Origin of the sequence: Brevundimonas diminuta ATCC 11568 (assembly GCF_000204035.1) — a bacterium.
Classification (GTDB): domain Bacteria; phylum Pseudomonadota; class Alphaproteobacteria; order Caulobacterales; family Caulobacteraceae; genus Brevundimonas; species Brevundimonas diminuta.
Genome location: NZ_GL883086.1, coordinates 1861025 through 1876846, shown reverse-complemented (window position 1 = coordinate 1876846; position 15822 = coordinate 1861025). Strand labels below are relative to the sequence as shown.

The following is a 15822-nucleotide window of genomic DNA, read 5'->3' as shown; positions in this document are numbered from 1 at the left end:
CCCTGCAGGGGCAGACGGTGGAGGGGGCGCAGGCCATGCAGGCCCTGTTCCGATCGGTCGAGCCGATCGCCGCCGCCCTGGCCCACGGCGCCATCGACGACCCGGAGCGGCTGGACGATCACATGGAGGCGGTGGCGCGCTACGGCTTCGGCGATCCGGCCCTGGACGGGCTGGCCCAGGAGCTGGTTCGACTGCGTTTCTCGGGCCGGACCCTTGACTCCGCCGCCCTGCGCCGCCATCTGGCCCAATCGGGTCATGATGCCTTGATGCACGAGGTCGAGAAGGCGGCGGCGAAGTCCGGCGCGCCATTCCTGGCTGCAGACAAGCCCCTCGGCGAGGCGAGGATCCGGTGGTCGCAAGCGTTCGACGCTCTGACCCGCGCAGCGGCGTTGGACGAGGCGCTGGCTTCAGCGAAGTCGGAGGCTCATCGGGCCTTCGATAACTCAGCTTTCGCCCTGGTGAAGGCTGAGCGCGATGCTTTGCGGCGAGCCATCAAGACCGGAACGATTTGGGAAGACGCGGCTTCTTCGTAACCAACGAAGTCGTCGGGCGTTGTATTTTCGCCGCAGGGGCCTGATCACCCTCCGTGGCCGTGGAGACAGACTGAATGAGCGCGCAGACCGAGACGCAGGACGCCGAAACCAACGCCGACGGGCCCCTGCTCGATCTCACCGACGCCGGGGTGAAGAAATTCATCCGCCAGGCGAAGACGCGCGGCTATGTGACGATGGAGGAGCTGAACAAGGTTCTGCCGTCCGAAGAAGTCACGCCGGACCAGATCGAAGACATCCTGGCCATGCTGTCGGAGATGGGCGTCAACGTCGTCGAAGCCGAAGAGGACGCCGCCGAGGCGACCGGCACCGACGTGGCCGCCGCCGCCGAGACCTCGGTCGCCGAAGCTCCGGCCAAGGCCGCCTATGACCGCACCGACGACCCGGTGCGGATGTATCTGCGCGAAATGGGCACGGTCGAGCTGCTGAGCCGCGAGGGCGAAATCGCCATCGCCAAGCGCATCGAGGCCGGCCGTGACGCCATGATCTCGGGCCTGTGCGAAAGCGCCCTGACCTTCGAGGCCATCATGGTCTGGCGCGAGGAGCTGGCCAACAACCGCATCCTGCTGCGCGAAGTGATCGACCTGGACGCCACCTACGGCATCCTGAATCCCTCGTCCCTGCCGCACAACCAGCCCGCCCCGGCCCAGCCGACCGGCGAGCCGGACGGCGACGGCGAAGAGGACGACGACGAGGACTTCGACGACGGCGGCGCCATGTCGATCTCGGCCCTGGAGGCCGAACTGCGCGACGGCGTCATGGAGGTGCTGGACGCCATCGCCGTCGACTTCGGCGAGTTCCGCAAGCTGCAGGACAAGCTGGTCGAGGCGCGCCTGAAGGGCGAAGTCCTGACCGCCAAGGACCAGAAGACCTATGAGGCTCTGACGGCGTCCATCTCGGACCGCCTGAAGACGATGAAGCTGAACAACGCCCGCATCGAGGCGCTGGTCGAACAGCTGTACGCCATCAACAAGCGCCTGATCGGCCAGGAAGGCCGCCTGCTGCGTCTGGCCGACGGCTACGGCATTTCGCGGCCCGAGTTCCTCAAGGCCTATTTCGGCTCGGAGATGGACCCGACCTGGGCCGAGCGCATCAAGGAGATGGGCGTCCGCTGGACCAAGTTCAGCGAGAATGAAGCCGCCCAGATCGACACGATCCGCACCCAGATCGCCGCTGTCGCCACCGAGGCGGGCGTGCCGATCGACGACTATCGCCGCATCGTCCAGATGGTGCAGAAGGGCGAGCGCGAGGCCCGTCAGGCCAAGAAGGAAATGGTCGAGGCCAACCTGCGCCTCGTGATCTCCATCGCCAAGAAATACACCAACCGCGGCCTGCAGTTCCTGGACCTGATCCAGGAAGGCAACATCGGCCTGATGAAGGCGGTCGACAAGTTCGAGTACCGTCGCGGCTACAAGTTCTCGACCTACGCCACCTGGTGGATCCGTCAGGCGATCACCCGCTCGATCGCCGACCAGGCGCGCACCATCCGCATTCCGGTGCACATGATCGAGACGATCAACAAGATCGTCCGCACCCAGCGCCAGATGCTGCACGAGATCGGCCGCGAGGCGACCCCGGAAGAGCTGGCCGAACGCCTGGCCATGCCGCTGGAGAAGGTCCGCAAGGTGCTGAAGATCGCCAAGGAGCCGATCTCGCTGGAAACCCCGATCGGCGACGAGGAAGACAGCCACCTGGGCGACTTCATCGAGGACAAGAACGCCGTCCTGCCGATCGACGCCGCCATCCAGTCGAACCTGCGCGAGACGACGACCCGCGTGCTGGCTTCGCTGACCCCGCGCGAAGAGCGCGTCCTGCGGATGCGCTTCGGCATCGGCATGAACACCGACCACACCCTGGAAGAGGTCGGCCAGCAGTTCTCGGTCACGCGCGAACGCATCCGTCAGATCGAGGCCAAGGCCCTGCGCAAGCTGAAGCACCCCTCGCGGTCGCGGAAGCTGCGGAGCTTCCTGGACAGCTGATCCGGGAAAATGATTGGAAAAGGGCGGCTCCGACGGGGCCGCCCTTTTTTATTGACGCGGTCTCCCTCCCGCATCGAGGGGGAGGGCCTTGGGCGAGGTTTTACTGCTTCTCGTCGAAGACGGTTTCGAAGCCGCCCCACATCATGCGCTTGCCGTCGAAGGGCATGTCCATGTTCGCCATGGCGGGGTCGTCCTGCATCTTGGCCCAGGCGTCGTCGGCGGTCTTCTTGTCGGGCCAGATCAGCCAGGAGAAGACGACGACCTCGCCGTCCTCCAGCTTCACCGACATGGGAAAGCTGGTGACCTTGCCGTCGGGCACGTCCACGCCCCAGTTCTCGACATGGGCCAAGGCGCCGTAGCCCTTGAACAGCGGCCAGGCGACGCGGGCGGACTCGATGTAGCGGTCCTTGTTTTCGGTCTTCACGGGGGTCAGGAAGCCGGTGATGTAGCTCATCTTGGTTCTCCTTCGGAGGTTGGCCCCAATCGCTCGCCGCGCGGCGGCTCGCTGTTTGAAGGCAGGCGGATCGTCGGGGCGGGCGGGGTCGTCGTCTTGGTCGAATGCGACAGATCGAACGGCTTAGCTTCTTGGCCTACCCGATCCTGTCAGCAGCGGCCTCGATGGCGGCGATGTCGATCTTGTGCATTGTCATCATCGCCTCGAAGGCGGCCTTGGCGCGGGCCGGGTCAGGATCGTCGTAGAAGGCCATCAGGCGGCGCGGGGTGATCTGCCAGTTCACGCCCCAGCGGTCCTTGCACCAGCCGCAGGCGCTTTCGGCCCCGCCGTTTCCGACGATGGCGTCCCACAGGCGGTCGGTCTCGGCCTGGTCGTCGGTCATGATCATGAACGACACGGCCTCGGTTTGGGGGAAGTTCGGACCGCCGTTCAGGCCGACGTAGCGGCGCCCGGCCAGGGTGAACTCGACCACCAGTTCGGACCCTTCGGGGCTGGACGGATTGTCGGCGGGGCTGGCGACGACGCGCTCGATGCGGCTGTCGGGCAGGCCCAGCGAGACGTAGAACTCGGCCGCCTTCTTCGCCTGGCCGAGGTCGTACCAGATACAGGGAATGATCTTGTCGCTCATGGCGCGCTCTCCTGAGGGCTCAGGGTTTCAGCGACCTGGGCCAGTTGGTCGGCGGCGGCGCCCCAGCCGGGCTCGAAACCCATGTCGCGGTGGGTCTGCATGGCCTTTTCGTCCCAGTGGCGGGCGCGGGCGGTGTAGCGCGTGCCGTCGCCTTCGGGCTCGAAGGTGTCGATGCGGACGAAGTTCATCTCGCCCGGCTGCGGAATCCAGCCCTCGGTGAAGGCGCCGGTCGTCACCAGGCGGCGGCCCGGCTCCACCTCCAGCACCACGCCGCGATACTCATGCCGCTCGCCCTCAGGCGACTGCATGACGACATCGGCGCGGCCGCCGGGGCGCAGGTCATGGTCGACCGACACCGTGCTCCACGGGCGCGGGGTGAACCATTCGGTCGCGTGCCGGGTCCAGGCCCGCCACACCGTCTCGGGCGAGGCCTTGATGAAGCGGCTGACGCTGAGTTCGTAGAGGTCGCTCATGGCTCAACCCCCGCCGACCTGGGAGGCGAAGGCTTCCGGCCCCTGGGCGGCGGCTTCCGGGTCCATCCACATGACCTCCCAGATGTGGCCGTCGGGATCGGCGTAGCTGCGGCCGTACATGAAGCCGTAGTCCTGTCTGGCGTTGGGATCGGCCTGGCCGCCGGCGGCGGCGGCGCGATCGACCACGGCGTCGACGCCCTCGCGGCTGTCCTCCGACACGCAGATCAGCACCTGGGCCGTCTTCTTCGCGTCCGGAATGGCGCGGTCGGTGAAGGTCGCCCACTTCTCATGCGTCAGCAGCATGGCGTGGATGGTGTCGGAAAAGACCATGCAGGCCGCCGTCTCGTCCGAGAACATAGGGTTCTTGCTGGCCCCCACCGCCTCATAGAAGGCGACGGAGCGCGGCAGGTCGGCGACCGGCAGGTTGACGAAGATCAGCTTGGGCATCGGCGGGTTCCTCCCTCTGCGCGGCCCTCCCTCCCCGGACGGCCTACCCTATGGTGTGGCGATTTCTGCGCCTCGATGTTATGTTAGTCAACTATGAAGTTAGAAAAAGTAACTACTGAGCCCTTGTCCCGATCCCGGCGCTATCACGACGCCTGCGGAGCGGCGCACGGGCTGGACCTGGTGGGCGAGCGATGGGCCTTGCTGGTCATCAGAGAACTCATGATGGGGCCGCGCCGTTTCAGCGACCTGCGAAAAGATCTGTGCGGCCTGTCGGCCAATGTGCTGACCCAGAGGCTGGAGGGGCTGGAGGTTTCGGGCGTCGTCCGCCGCCGCAAGCTGCCGCCGCCCGCCTCGGTCCAGGTCTATGAGCTGACCGACTGGGGCTATGAGATCGAGCCGGTCTTCATGGTGCTGGGCCGCTGGGCCGCGCGCTCGCCCCAGCACGACCCGACCCTGCCGATCAGCGCCGTCTCCATCATGCAGTCGTTCAAGACCATGTTCGATCCCTCCCGCGCGCAGGGCGCCGAGATGCGGTTGGGCTTTGTTCTGGGCGAGGACCGGATGGTCGTCAGCGTGACGGGCGGCGTCATCGACGCCATGCGCGGCGAGGTCGAGGGCTGCGACGTCGTGGTGCGCGCGCCGGCCCAGGTCGTGGCCGCCGCCGTCTACGGCAAGGTTCCGCTTGCGGCGCTGGAAGGCGAGGGGGCGATGACGATCGAGGGTGACAGGGCGACGTTCGCGCGGTTCGTCGACTTCTTCCACCTGCCGGACAAGGCGGGGTAACGGCTAGGGCCTAGACCAGGATATCCAGCAGGGTTCCCGTCATCTCATCCGCCGTGCGGGCGACGGCGGCGTTGGCCGAGAACTCGCTCTTGGCGCGGATCTGCTCGACCGCCTCGACGGCGTAGTCGTCCATCCGGCCTGTGGCGACGCGGCGGGCGCTGTCCTCCAGCCGGGCCGAGGCGGCCTGCATCCCGGCGGCGGCGGTGCTGAGCGGCGAGATCATGGATGATCCTTCGGCGGACGGAGGTCTGAACCCGGCCAGCATCGCCCCTGCGTGGTCAACGCCCGATCAACGGACGTGGTGAACGGCGGTCGTTTTTGTGCGATTCGGCCCCACCCCGGCCCTTATTCGTGTATAGGGAGCGCCTTCCCCGACGCCCGGCAGGCTGCGACGCCTCGCCGGGCGCGGCCGTTTGACGGTCGCCTCGCATCTGAACTCCAGGCCTTTCATGCCCTTTCCCGCGATCCATCCCGCGCTTGACCGCGCCCTGCTGAACAAGGGCTATGCCGAGCCCACGCCGGTCCAGGCGGCCGTGCTGGAAGGCCATGGCGAGGCGGACCTGCTGGTTTCGGCCCAGACCGGATCGGGCAAGACGGTGGCCTTCGGTCTGGCGGCGGCGCCGACCCTGCTGGGCGAGGACGAACGGTTCGGTCAGCCGGACACGCCGCTGATGCTGGCCATCGCCCCGACGCGTGAACTGGCGCTGCAGGTCGCGGCGGAGCTGGAATGGCTGTACGCCGAGGCGGGCGCCAAGATCGTCACCTGCGTCGGCGGCATGGACGCCCGCAAGGAAGCCCGCGCCCTGAACTACGGCGCTCACGTCGTCGTCGGCACGCCGGGCCGCCTGAAGGACCATATCGATCGCGGGGCGCTGGACCTGTCGGCCGCCCGCGTCGTCGTGCTGGATGAAGCCGACGAAATGCTGGACATGGGCTTCCGCGAGGATCTGGAATACATCCTCGACCAGGCGCCGGAAGAGCGCCGCACCCTGCTGTTCTCGGCCACCATCGCCCGCGACATCGCGATCATGGCCAAGCGCTATCAGAAGGACGCGGTGCGCATCGACACCGTCGACCGCAGCCAGCCGCACAACGACATCGAATACCGCGCCCTGCGCATCGCCCCGAATGAGATCGAGCGCGCCGTGGTCAACGTCCTGCGCTATTTCGAGGCGCCGGGGGTGCTGGTCTTCTGCTCGACGCGGGATTCGGTGCGCCATCTTCAGGCCTCGCTGGTCGAGCGCGGCTTCGCCTCGGTCGCCCTGTCGGGCGAGATGGGCCAGCGCGAGCGCAATGAGGCGCTGCAGGCGCTGCGCGATCGCCGCGCCCGCGTCTGCGTCGCCACCGACGTGGCCGCGCGCGGTCTGGACCTGCCCGATCTGGGCTTGGTGATCCACGCCGAACTGCCGATCAACAAGGCGACCATGCTGCACCGTTCGGGCCGCACCGGCCGCGCGGGCAAGAAGGGGATCTCGGTCCTGCTGGTCCCGCACAGCCGCCGCCGCAAGGCCGAGATGCTGCTGGGCTCGGCCGGGGTCGAGGCCGTCTGGTCGGGCGCCCCGACCGCCGATGAAATCCGCGCCCAGGACGAGCAGCGCCTGCTGGCCGCCCCCGTCTTCGCCGAGGAAGGCGCGGACGAGGACGCCGGTCTGGTCGAAAAGCTGGTCAAGGAGCGCACGCCGGACGATCTGGCCCGCGCCCTGTTGGTGCTGCTGCGCAAGAACCTGCCCGCGCCGGAAGACCTGACCGATCCGGGCGAGGGCCCGCAGCGCAAGCCGCGCAAGGATCGCGATGCGGCGGGCGGCGACGCCTACGCCCCCGCGCCCTGGCCGGGCGATCGGCTGCAGCCGGACGAGGTCAGCTGGTTCCGCCTGGACATCGGCCGCAACCGCAACGCCGATCCCAAGTGGCTGATTCCGCTGATCTGCCGCATCGGGGGCATCACCAAGCAGCAGATCGGCTCGATCCGCACCTTCCCCGAAGAGACGCGCTTCGAGGTCGCCTTGACCCATGCCGACGCCTTCCGCGCCGCGGCGGCCCAGAGCAAGGAAGAGGCGCGCATCACCCCGTCCGAGGCGCCGACGCCCGGTTCGATGAAGGGCGCCCGCAACCGCAATTTCGAGCGCGACGGCGAGGCCCGCCCCTACGCCAAGAAGCCCTTCCGTCGCGACGAGGACGGCCAGGGCCGCCCCCCGTTCAAGAAGAAGCCGTGGAACCCGGACGGCGACGCGGGCCGCAGCGCGGATGGCGAGCGTCCCTTCAAGAAGAAGCCCTATGCGCCGCGCACCGATGCGGCGCCGGGCGAGGGCGGTTTCAACAAGAAGCCGGGCTTCAAGGACAAGGGCGACAAGAAGCCCTTCACGCCCAAGGCGGGCTTCAAGGGCAAGCCGGACTTCAAGGGCGGCGGCAAGCCTTTCGCCAAGGGGCCGAAGAAGGCGGGCAAGCGTTTCGACTGATCGCTGATCCCTGATCGATGGTCTTTGACTTGCTCCCGGCGCGATCCGGGGGCAGGCTGGGGTCATGAGCATCGAGCAACCCCAAGGGCGGTACGCCTCGTTCGAGGCCTTCTATCCCTATTACATCCATGAGCACTCTAACCTGACGTGCCGCCGCATCCATGTGGTCGGGACGGGGCTGGTGATCGCGGCCTTCGGGGCCTTCTGCTTCACCCTGAATCCCTGGTGGCTGCTGGCCATGCCGCTGGTCGGCTACGGCTTCGCCTGGGCGGGGCATTTCTTCTTCGAGAAGAACCGGCCCGCGACGTTCAAATATCCGCTGTGGAGCCTGATGGGCGATTTCCGCCTGTTCTTCGAGACGGTCAGCGGCAAGCGGAAGTTCTGACTGACGCTTTCCTCCCCATGCAATGGGGAGGGGGACCGCGACCCGAAGGGCGGCGCGGAGCAGCCAAGCGGTGGAGGGGCCGGGACGGCGAGCCCTGTGCAGGCGGTCAGGTTTTAGGTCGCGGAACCAAGCAGCCCCTCCGTCACGTCGCCGTCGGCGCCGCGCCACCTCCCCACTGCGTAGGGAGGAGAACGAAAAAGGGCGGCCGGATCGAACCGGCCGCCCTTTTTGTCGTCAGGCTGAAAGGCCTCAGTTCGAGGCGGTCTCCCACGCCGGGGGGCAGCCGTCGAAATCGCCTGCGTCAGCGATGGTCAGGGTCTTCATGTTCAGGCTCATGGCCGGGCGCATCGAGGCGCGGCCGTGGCCGGTGTAGAGGTCGATCTTGGCGCCCTTGATCGCGCCGCCGGTGTCGGAGGCGTACCAGTAGCCGTCGTGCACCGTGCCGTCGGCCATCTGCAGGCCGACCGTCTCGCGGATGAACAGCTTGGTGCGGCGCGGGATGACGCGCGGGTCGACCGCGACCGTGCGCATCGGAATCGGGCGGCAGCCCAGGGAATCGTTGCCGGTCGCTCCGCCGCCGCCGGCGTGATAGAGGCGGGCCGAGGCGCGCCAATCGGGATCGCCGGCCATCAGCTCGAGCTGTTCGGCCGACAGGTCCGCCGTTTCGGCGGAGTCGATGGAACCGGGGGCCGTCGCGGCGGCTTCTACGACAGCGGCGTCGCGGGCGACGGCCGTTTCGTAAGGAACAGGCTCTCCGGACCCGGAGAAGGCCATGGTCCACAACATGGCAAGCGCGGCGGCCGTGCTCAACATCGATCAAACTTCATGCAGCACCGGTCCCGACACGCTCCGGCAGGGCGGTTTCTGACGACGAATTGCGGCGCAATTGCGGCGAATGAGATCAGTCGCTGTATCGGTAGTGGATAAGGCGCAAATGGGGCCAGTCTATCGCCTTCCGGCGTCAGGCTATTGTGACTATAGAGTATAAGTATTGATCGATTTTAAGTTCTATACTGTCGTAGCCGTCTCCGCCGTTAACGACTTGATCGCGGGCGCTAACACTTTATTGGCAAGAAAAGCTGGCGCCGACGCCAAGATAACGGCGGCGTGATCGGCGCTGCTGCGGTCGTGAGCGGCGGGTGGAGCGGTGCGGGGGAATGGGATAAGCCGTCGTTTCCCTTTCTGAAATTTCCAACGGCGCCGTCTCATGAACCGACAAGTCAAACGCCTGATGATTTCCGCCGCGGCCCTGGTGTTGGTCGCAGCGCCCGCCGTTCAGGTCGAGGCCTGGGGCAGTTCGGGCCACCGGGTGATCGGCGTGGCGGCCATGCGGGCCCTGCCGGGCGATCTGCCCGCCTTCCTGCGCACGGCCGGGGCCGCGTCTGACGTCGGCGAATATTCGCGCGAGCCCGACCGCTGGAAGGGCGCGGGCCAGCCGCACGACCGCGAACGCGACACCGCCCACTTCGTCGACATGGACGATCAGGGCCGGGTGATGGATGCGCGCGGCATGACCATGGCCGACCTGCCGCGCCTGAAATCGGAATACGACGCCGCCTTGATCCGCGCGGGTCTGGACGTGGATAAGGCGGGATACCTGCCCTACGCCATCATGGACGCCTGGCAGAATCTGGAGCGCGACTTCGCCTATTGGCGCGTGCTGACCGCCGCCGAGGCGCGCGAGCCGGACCTGGCCAAACAGGCCTGGTATCGCGCCGACCGCGAACGCCGCGAGCAGCTGATCCTGCGCGACATCGGGGTGCTGAGCCACTTCGTCGGCGATGCGTCCCAGCCGCACCACACGACCATCCATTTCAACGGCTGGGCGGGCGAGACCAATCCTGAGGGCTTCACCAAGTCGCGCCGCACCCACGGCGATTTCGAGGGCGCCTTCACCAGCCGGACCCTGCGTCTGGATGCGGTCGAGGCGGCCATGGCGCCCATGAACGTCGAAGGCTTCGACCTGCGCGCCCGCACGGCCTCGCATCTGAACGCCACCCTGACGACCGTCATCCCCTTCTATCGGATGGAGAAGGCGGGCGCGTTCAAGGACACGGACCCGCGCGGCGCGGTCTTCGTCAATGAGCGTCTGGCGGCCGGGGCGTCGGAGCTGCGCGACTTCGTGTCGGCCGCCTGGCGCGTGTCGGCGAACAGCAGCATCGGCTGGCCGGCGGTGAAGGTCGCCGAGGTCGAGGCGGGCCGCGTCGACCCGTGGACCTCGATGGTCGGCGAGGACTGACCTGTTCCTTCTCCCCTTGCGGGAGAAGGCGGGCCCGAAGGGCTCGGATGAGGGGTTTCTCGGGCTTTGACGGATGGGGAGGCGAGACCCCTCATCCGTCAGCCCTCGGGACAAGCCCGAGGACTGCCACCTTCTCCCACAAGGGGAGAAGGACTATTGAGCGCCCATGACTGAACTCACCCCTCCCGTCGTCGTCCTCGACAAGTCGCAGATGGCCGACAACATCGGCGCGGTCGCTCGCGTCATGGCCAATTTCGGCCTGTCGGAGCTGCGGCTGGTCAGCCCGCGCGACGGCTGGCCTCAGGACCGCGCCTGGGCCACGGCGTCCGGCGCCGACTGGGTGCTGGACGGGGTCAAGGTGTTTGACAGCGTGGCCGAGGCTATCGCCGACCTGAACACCGTCTTCGCCACCACCGCCCGCCCGCGCGAGACGCGCCAGCCGGTTCGCACCCCGCGTGAGAGCGCGCGCATCCTGTATGACGACACGGCCTCGGGGCTGAAGACCGGCCTGCTGTTCGGCGGCGAACGGGCGGGGCTGGAGACCGGCGACATCGCCCTGTGCGCCGGGATCACCACCATTCCGATCGACCCCAAGCACCATTCGCTGAACCTGGCGCAGGCGGTGGCGATCAACGCCTATGAGTGGCGCACCCTGATCCTCGACGCCCCGCCGCCGCGCTTCCGCGAGGGCGAGCCGCCCGCGTCGAACGACCTCTTGCTGGGCATGTACGAACATCTGGAGGCGGAGCTGGACAACGGCGGCTTCTTCTATCCGCCCGAGAAGAGGCGCTCGATGAGCCAGAACCTGCGCGTCATGCTGGGCCGCGCCGCCTTCACCGAACAGGAGGTCGCCACCATGCGCGGCGCCATCCACGCCCTGGCCAAGGGGCGCGGCCGGGTGCTGGCGAAGCTGGCGGCGGAAAGGGCGGAGGCGGCGAAGAAGGATAAGTGAAACTCGTCCTTGTCTATCCCCTCGCGGCCCTCGCTGAGATCGGCGGCTGTTTCGCCTTCTGGGCCTGGCTGAAGCTGGATCGCTCGCCGTGGTGGCTGGCGCCGGGCGTATTGTGCCTCATCGCCTTTGCGTGGCTGCTGACCATGGTTCCGGCCGAGACGGCGGGGCGGGCGTTCGCGGCCTATGGCGGGGTCTATATCGTGGCGTCGCTGGCGTGGATGGCGCTGGTCGAGAAGACGACGCCGGACCGCTGGGACGTCATCGGCGGCGCGGTCTGCCTGATCGGCGCGGCGATCATCCTGTTCGGGCGGAGGGCCTAAAGCGCGCCGAAGAAGGCGGGCACGGTCTCGCTGGCGGGGCCGTAGACGCCTTCGTCGAACAGGCCCGCGCCCTGCGTCGGCTCCAGATTGATCTCGACCGTCCGCGCCCCGGCCATGCGCGCCAGTTGGACGAAGCCCGCCGCCGGATAGACCGCGCCCGAGGTGCCGATGGAGACGAACAGGTCGCATCGCGCCAGCGCCGCCTCGATCCGTTCCATCTCCAGCGGGATTTCGCCGAACCAGACGATGTGCGGGCGCAGACGCCCGCGCGGGTGATGGGGCGAGGCGTGGCTAGCCTCCAGGTCTTCATGCCAGTCGCAGACGATGCCCGAGGCGGTGCAGCGCGCCTTCTTCAGCTCGCCGTGCATGTGGATCAGCTCGAAGCCCGGCGCGGGCGGCGTGTCCATGTGCGCCCGGTCGTGCAGATCGTCGACGTTCTGCGTCACAAGCAGGAAATCGCTCGTCCATCGCGCCGCCAGATCGGCCAGCGCCCGGTGCGCGGCGTTGGGTTGGACGCCGGCCAGTTGGCGTCGTCGTTGGTTGTAGAAGTCCTGCACCAGGGCCGGGTCGGCGGCGAAGCCCTCGGGCGTGGCGACGGCCTCGACGCGATGCCCCTCCCACAGGCCGTCCGAGGCGCGGAAGGTGGGCACCCCGCTCTCAGCCGAGACGCCGGCGCCGGTCAGGATGACGAGGTTCATGCGGGGCTCCTCTGTGTGGACAGTCGGTCGTGCAGCCAGTCGATCATGGCGCGGACCTTGGGCGGGACGTGGCGGGGGTGGGGGTGGACGGCCCAGACGCCTTCGTCGGGCGGGCGGGCCTCGTCCAGCAGGGAGACGAGGGCGCCGCTGGCCAGCCCCTCGGCGACGTAGAAGTCGGGCAGTTGGCACAGGCCGAGGCCCTGCAGGGCGGCGTCCAGCACCGCCGCGCCGGAGTTGCAGCGCCAGCGGCCGCTGGGGCGAAGGCTGACCTCGCGCCCCGCCTCGGTGAAGCGCCAGTGTTCGGCCGAGCCGATCAGGCCGTCGTGGCTGGGGATCTCGGACAGGTCGCGCGGGGCGCCGCGGCGGGCCAGATAGTCGGGGCTGGCGCACAGGATCAACCTTCGCGAGGCCAGCCGCCGCGCCATCAGGCGGGAGTGGGTCAGATGGCCGAACCGCACCGCCAGATCATAGCCGTCGCCGACCAGATCGCGCAGGCGATTGTCGAGATCCAGCTCGATCCTCAGCTCCGGGTTCTGGCGCGCGAAGGCGTTGACGGCGGGGGCGATGAAGCGCTCGCCATAAGAGACGGAACAGGTCATGCGCAGCAGGCCGCGCGGGGCCTGATCGTCCGGCTGGACGGCGGCCAGGGCCTCGTCGCGTTCGTCGATCAGGCGGCGGCAGCGCGAAAGGAAGTCGCGGCCTGCGTCGGTCAGTTCGACCCGGCGGGTGGTGCGGTGGAGCAGGCGCGTTTGAAGGCGATCCTCCAGCCGGGCGATCTCGCGGCTGACGGCCGAGGTCGACAGGCTAAGGCGCCGGGCGGCGGCCGAGAAGCTGGCCTGTTCGGCGACAGCGGTGAATTCGTCGATCCCGTCCCAGCGGCTCATGGGGACGTTGGATCAGGATTATTGCTTAACAGCAATAATGTTTTGCGGTTGTCGCCGTTTCGACCCAGCTGGAACGGGCGTAGTAAGGTCGCCAAATCACCCGCCCACCTCATGCCCCTGAAGCAGCGAGCGACCGCGTCGCGAGCGTTAGGGGCGTCCGAAGGACTAAGACCCATGAAAACCCGCGCCGCCGTCGCGTTCGAAGCCAAACGCCCGCTTGAGATCGTCGAGGTCGATCTGGAGGGGCCGCGCGCGGGCGAGGTGCTGATCGAGATCAAGGCGACGGGCGTGTGCCACACCGACGCCTATACGCTGGACGGTCTGGATAGCGAGGGCCTCTTCCCCTCGATCCTGGGCCATGAGGGCGCGGGCGTAGTGGTCGAGGTGGGGCCGGGCGTGACTTCGCTGGCCGTCGGCGACCACGTCATCCCGCTGTACACGCCGGAATGCCGCCAGTGTAAGTCGTGCCTGAGCCGCAAGACCAACCTGTGCACCTCGATCCGGGGCACGCAGGGCAAGGGGCTGATGCCGGACGGCACCTCGCGCTTTTCCTACAAGGGCCAGACCATCCACCACTACATGGGCTGCTCGACCTTCTCGAACTACACGGTCCTGCCCGAGATCGCGGTGGCCAAGATCCGCAAGGACGCGCCCTTCGACAAGGCCTGCTACGTGGGCTGCGGCGTGACGACGGGGGTGGGCGCGGTGGTCAACACGGCCAAGGTCGAGCCGGGCGCCAACGCCGTGGTCTTCGGCCTGGGCGGCATCGGTCTGAACGTCATCCAGGGGCTGAAGATGGTCGGGGCCGACATGATCATCGGCGTCGACATCAACGGCGACAAGGAGGAGTGGGGCCGTCGCTTCGGCATGACCCACTTCGTCAATCCGAAGGATGTGTCGGACGTGGTGGCCCATCTGGTCGAGCTGACCGGGGGCGGCGCCGACTACACCTTCGACTGCACCGGCAACACCGTGGTCATGCGTCAGGCGCTCGAAGCCTGCCACCGCGGCTGGGGCGAGAGCGTCATCATCGGCGTGGCCGAGGCGGGCAAGGAGATCGCCACCCGTCCGTTCCAGCTGGTCACGGGCCGCGTCTGGAAGGGCTCGGCCTTCGGCGGCGCGCGCGGCCGCACCGACACGCCCAAGATCGTCGACTGGTACATGGACGGCAAGATCGAGATCGACCCGATGATCACCCACACCCTGCCGCTGGAGCGGATTAACGAGGCCTTCGATTTGATGCATGAAGGCAAGAGCATTCGTTCGGTCATCGTCTTCTAACGAGAGGGATTCAGCCATGGGCGACTGGAAACTGCCGTGGACGGGGGCCTGCCTCTGCGGGCAGGTGAAAGTTCAGGTCGCCCAGGCCCCGGTCTTTGCGGCGGCCTGTCATTGCCGCGCCTGTCAGAAGCTGACGGGCGGCGCCTATTCCCTGAGCCTGATGCTGCCCAGCGAGGGGCTGACGGTCGAGGGCGAGACGGAGATCGGCGGCCTGCACAATCCCGTGCCGGAGCATCACTTCTGTCCGTCATGCAAGACCTGGCTGTTCACGCGCGGCATCGCCGGGGGGCAGTTCGTCAACCTGAGGCCCAGCCTGCTGGACGACGGGGCGTGGGTCGTTCCCTATGCCGACACCTGGACGACGGAGCGTCTGCCCGGCGCTCAATCGGGAGCCAAGGTCGGCTATCCGGAATTCCCGCCGCCTGAGGATTACGCCGAGTTGATGGGCGCCTACGCCCGCCAGGGCGCGCGGCCCGACTGAGCAGGTGCAGCAAAGTTCGTTGCCAAACGAAACTTTGTCGGCTTAGCTTGCCGCGCCCGGCGCGATGATCGGGCGGATCTGGGAGGATCACCATGTTTACACACGTCACTGTCGGGGCCAACGACCTCGAAGCCTCGCACAAATTCTATGACGCCGTTCTGGGCGCCCTGGGCCATCAGGCGGGCGCGCCCAGCGACGTGCCGATGCCGGGGGTCTGGTACATGACGCCGCGCGGAATGCTGGGCGTGGTCCGTCCGCGCGACGGCCAGGCGGCTTGCCACGCCAACGGCGGCACCATCGGCTTCGCGGCGTCTACGCCGGAGGCGGTCGTGGCCTTCGCCGAGGCCGGGGTCGCGGCGGGCGGCGTGGCGATCGAAGATCCGGCTGGGCCGCGCAGTACGCCTTTCGGCGTGGTGCACCTGGCCTATCTGCGCGATCCGTCGGGCAATAAGATCTGCGCCGTTCACCGGCCAGGCTGAGGGTTGAGGCGATGAAGGCGAAGGCGGCGGTTGCGTCGATCATGGCGGTTGCGGCCGTCGGGGCGCTCGCCGCCTGCAGTCAGGGCGAGGCGCCCGCCCCCGCGGAGGCGTCGGCGCAGGCCTGGGTCCGCAAGAAGGTGGTGCTGTATCTGCCGGATCGGGTGATGAAGGAGCGGGTCGCGGTCGCCGACCTGTCCCCCTATCTGGCCGCTGTCGACGAGGCGGTCGCCGACGCCGCCGAGGCTCAGCCGATACAGCCGGGCGCTTCGGGCATGATGCTGCTGATGGTCAAGCCGGGCGAGCGGTCCAGAGCCTGGGTCGTCACCGGCGAG

General features: G+C 67.9%; 19 protein-coding genes and 1 pseudogene. 12 read left to right on the top strand and 8 right to left on the bottom strand.

The window, feature by feature from the left end; all coding sequences use genetic code 11:
- Together BDIM_RS12980 and rpoD are read left to right on the top strand one after the other, a co-directional pair.
- A pseudogene (locus tag BDIM_RS12980) lies at positions 1-533 on the top strand (DNA primase); the annotation flags it as partial.
- A gap of 74 nt (positions 534-607) precedes the next feature.
- Positions 608-2530 carry an RNA polymerase sigma factor RpoD gene (gene rpoD / locus BDIM_RS12975; RefSeq protein ID WP_003166061.1) on the top strand — a complete coding sequence of 641 codons (1923 nt, stop codon included), beginning with the start codon at positions 608-610 and terminating at the stop codon, positions 2528-2530.
- 100 nt (positions 2531-2630) lie between these two features.
- Here the strand turns inward: rpoD and BDIM_RS12970 are convergent, their stop codons facing one another.
- The 4 genes from BDIM_RS12970 to BDIM_RS12955 form a co-directional block, all read right to left on the bottom strand.
- Entirely contained in the window at positions 2631-2984 is a 354-nt protein-coding gene (locus BDIM_RS12970) for a DUF1428 domain-containing protein (RefSeq protein ID WP_003166060.1), read from the bottom strand.
- 136 nt (positions 2985-3120) lie between these two features.
- Positions 3121-3612, bottom strand: coding sequence for a VOC family protein (locus tag BDIM_RS12965; protein WP_003166059.1), 492 nt, complete (start codon positions 3610-3612; stop codon positions 3121-3123).
- Positions 3609-4085 carry an SRPBCC family protein gene (locus BDIM_RS12960; RefSeq protein WP_003166058.1) on the bottom strand — a complete coding sequence of 159 codons (477 nt, stop codon included), beginning with the start codon at positions 4083-4085 and terminating at the stop codon, positions 3609-3611. Before BDIM_RS12960 ends, BDIM_RS12965 begins: the two co-directional genes overlap by 4 nt.
- A 3-nt stretch (positions 4086-4088) precedes the next feature.
- Positions 4089-4532 carry a VOC family protein gene (locus tag BDIM_RS12955; RefSeq protein ID WP_003166057.1) on the bottom strand — a complete coding sequence of 148 codons (444 nt, stop codon included), beginning with the start codon at positions 4530-4532 and terminating at the stop codon, positions 4089-4091.
- Between the two features lie 123 nt (positions 4533-4655).
- Between BDIM_RS12955 and BDIM_RS12950 the strand changes: the two genes are divergently transcribed.
- Complete coding sequence (locus BDIM_RS12950; protein ID WP_244911808.1) at positions 4656-5315, top strand: winged helix-turn-helix transcriptional regulator; 660 nt, start codon at positions 4656-4658, stop codon at positions 5313-5315.
- 10 nt (positions 5316-5325) lie between these two features.
- Here the strand turns inward: BDIM_RS12950 and BDIM_RS12945 are convergent, their stop codons facing one another.
- Complete coding sequence (locus BDIM_RS12945) at positions 5326-5538, bottom strand: hypothetical protein (protein ID WP_003166055.1); 213 nt, start codon at positions 5536-5538, stop codon at positions 5326-5328.
- Positions 5539-5764: 226 nt separating this feature from the next.
- Between BDIM_RS12945 and BDIM_RS12940 the strand changes: the two genes are divergently transcribed.
- Together BDIM_RS12940 and BDIM_RS12935 are read left to right on the top strand one after the other, a co-directional pair.
- Positions 5765-7771, top strand: a complete 2007-nt coding sequence (locus BDIM_RS12940; RefSeq protein ID WP_003166053.1) for a DEAD/DEAH box helicase — start codon at positions 5765-5767, stop codon at positions 7769-7771.
- Between the two features lie 64 nt (positions 7772-7835).
- Entirely contained in the window at positions 7836-8156 is a 321-nt protein-coding gene (locus BDIM_RS12935) for an Mpo1-like protein (RefSeq protein WP_003166052.1), read from the top strand.
- Between the two features lie 249 nt (positions 8157-8405).
- On the opposite strand, the gene BDIM_RS12930 is transcribed toward BDIM_RS12935, so the two are convergent.
- Positions 8406-8969, bottom strand: coding sequence for a 3D domain-containing protein (locus BDIM_RS12930; RefSeq protein ID WP_040346148.1), 564 nt, complete (start codon positions 8967-8969; stop codon positions 8406-8408).
- Positions 8970-9363: 394 nt separating this feature from the next.
- Between BDIM_RS12930 and BDIM_RS12925 the strand changes: the two genes are divergently transcribed.
- The 3 genes from BDIM_RS12925 (at position 9364) to BDIM_RS12915 (ending at position 11667) form a co-directional block, all read left to right on the top strand.
- Positions 9364-10395 carry a phospholipase C/P1 nuclease family protein gene (locus tag BDIM_RS12925; protein WP_003166049.1) on the top strand — a complete coding sequence of 344 codons (1032 nt, stop codon included), beginning with the start codon at positions 9364-9366 and terminating at the stop codon, positions 10393-10395.
- Positions 10396-10561: 166 nt separating this feature from the next.
- A complete protein-coding gene (locus BDIM_RS12920) occupies positions 10562-11347 on the top strand; it encodes an RNA methyltransferase (RefSeq protein WP_003166048.1) in 786 nt (261 codons plus the stop codon).
- On the top strand, positions 11344-11667 hold the full coding sequence (locus tag BDIM_RS12915) for a YnfA family protein (RefSeq protein WP_003166047.1): 324 nt from the start codon (positions 11344-11346) through the stop codon (positions 11665-11667). The genes BDIM_RS12920 and BDIM_RS12915 overlap by 4 nt, the downstream gene beginning before the upstream one ends.
- Here BDIM_RS12915 and BDIM_RS12910 read toward each other — a convergent pair.
- Both BDIM_RS12910 and BDIM_RS12905 read right to left on the bottom strand, forming a co-directional pair.
- Positions 11664-12365 carry an NAD-dependent deacylase gene (locus tag BDIM_RS12910; RefSeq protein WP_003166046.1) on the bottom strand — a complete coding sequence of 234 codons (702 nt, stop codon included), beginning with the start codon at positions 12363-12365 and terminating at the stop codon, positions 11664-11666. The two genes, BDIM_RS12915 and BDIM_RS12910, sit on opposite strands and share 4 nt — an antisense overlap.
- A complete protein-coding gene (locus tag BDIM_RS12905; protein ID WP_003166045.1) occupies positions 12362-13249 on the bottom strand; it encodes a LysR family transcriptional regulator in 888 nt (295 codons plus the stop codon). The genes BDIM_RS12910 and BDIM_RS12905 overlap by 4 nt, the downstream gene beginning before the upstream one ends.
- 174 nt (positions 13250-13423) lie before the next feature.
- On the opposite strand from BDIM_RS12905, the gene BDIM_RS12900 reads away from it, so the two are divergent.
- The 4 genes from BDIM_RS12900 to BDIM_RS18105 all read left to right on the top strand — a co-directional run.
- Positions 13424-14530 carry an S-(hydroxymethyl)glutathione dehydrogenase/class III alcohol dehydrogenase gene (locus BDIM_RS12900; RefSeq protein WP_003166043.1) on the top strand — a complete coding sequence of 369 codons (1107 nt, stop codon included), beginning with the start codon at positions 13424-13426 and terminating at the stop codon, positions 14528-14530.
- A 16-nt stretch (positions 14531-14546) separates the two neighbouring features.
- Positions 14547-15011 (top strand): GFA family protein, encoded by a 465-nt coding sequence (locus BDIM_RS12895; protein WP_040346145.1) that lies wholly within the window; start codon positions 14547-14549, stop codon positions 15009-15011.
- Between the two features lie 92 nt (positions 15012-15103).
- Entirely contained in the window at positions 15104-15490 is a 387-nt protein-coding gene (locus tag BDIM_RS12890; RefSeq protein ID WP_040346142.1) for a VOC family protein, read from the top strand.
- A 41-nt stretch (positions 15491-15531) separates the two neighbouring features.
- A partial coding sequence (locus tag BDIM_RS18105) for a hypothetical protein (protein ID WP_169312154.1) occupies positions 15532-15822 on the top strand: 291 nt, incomplete at its 3' end.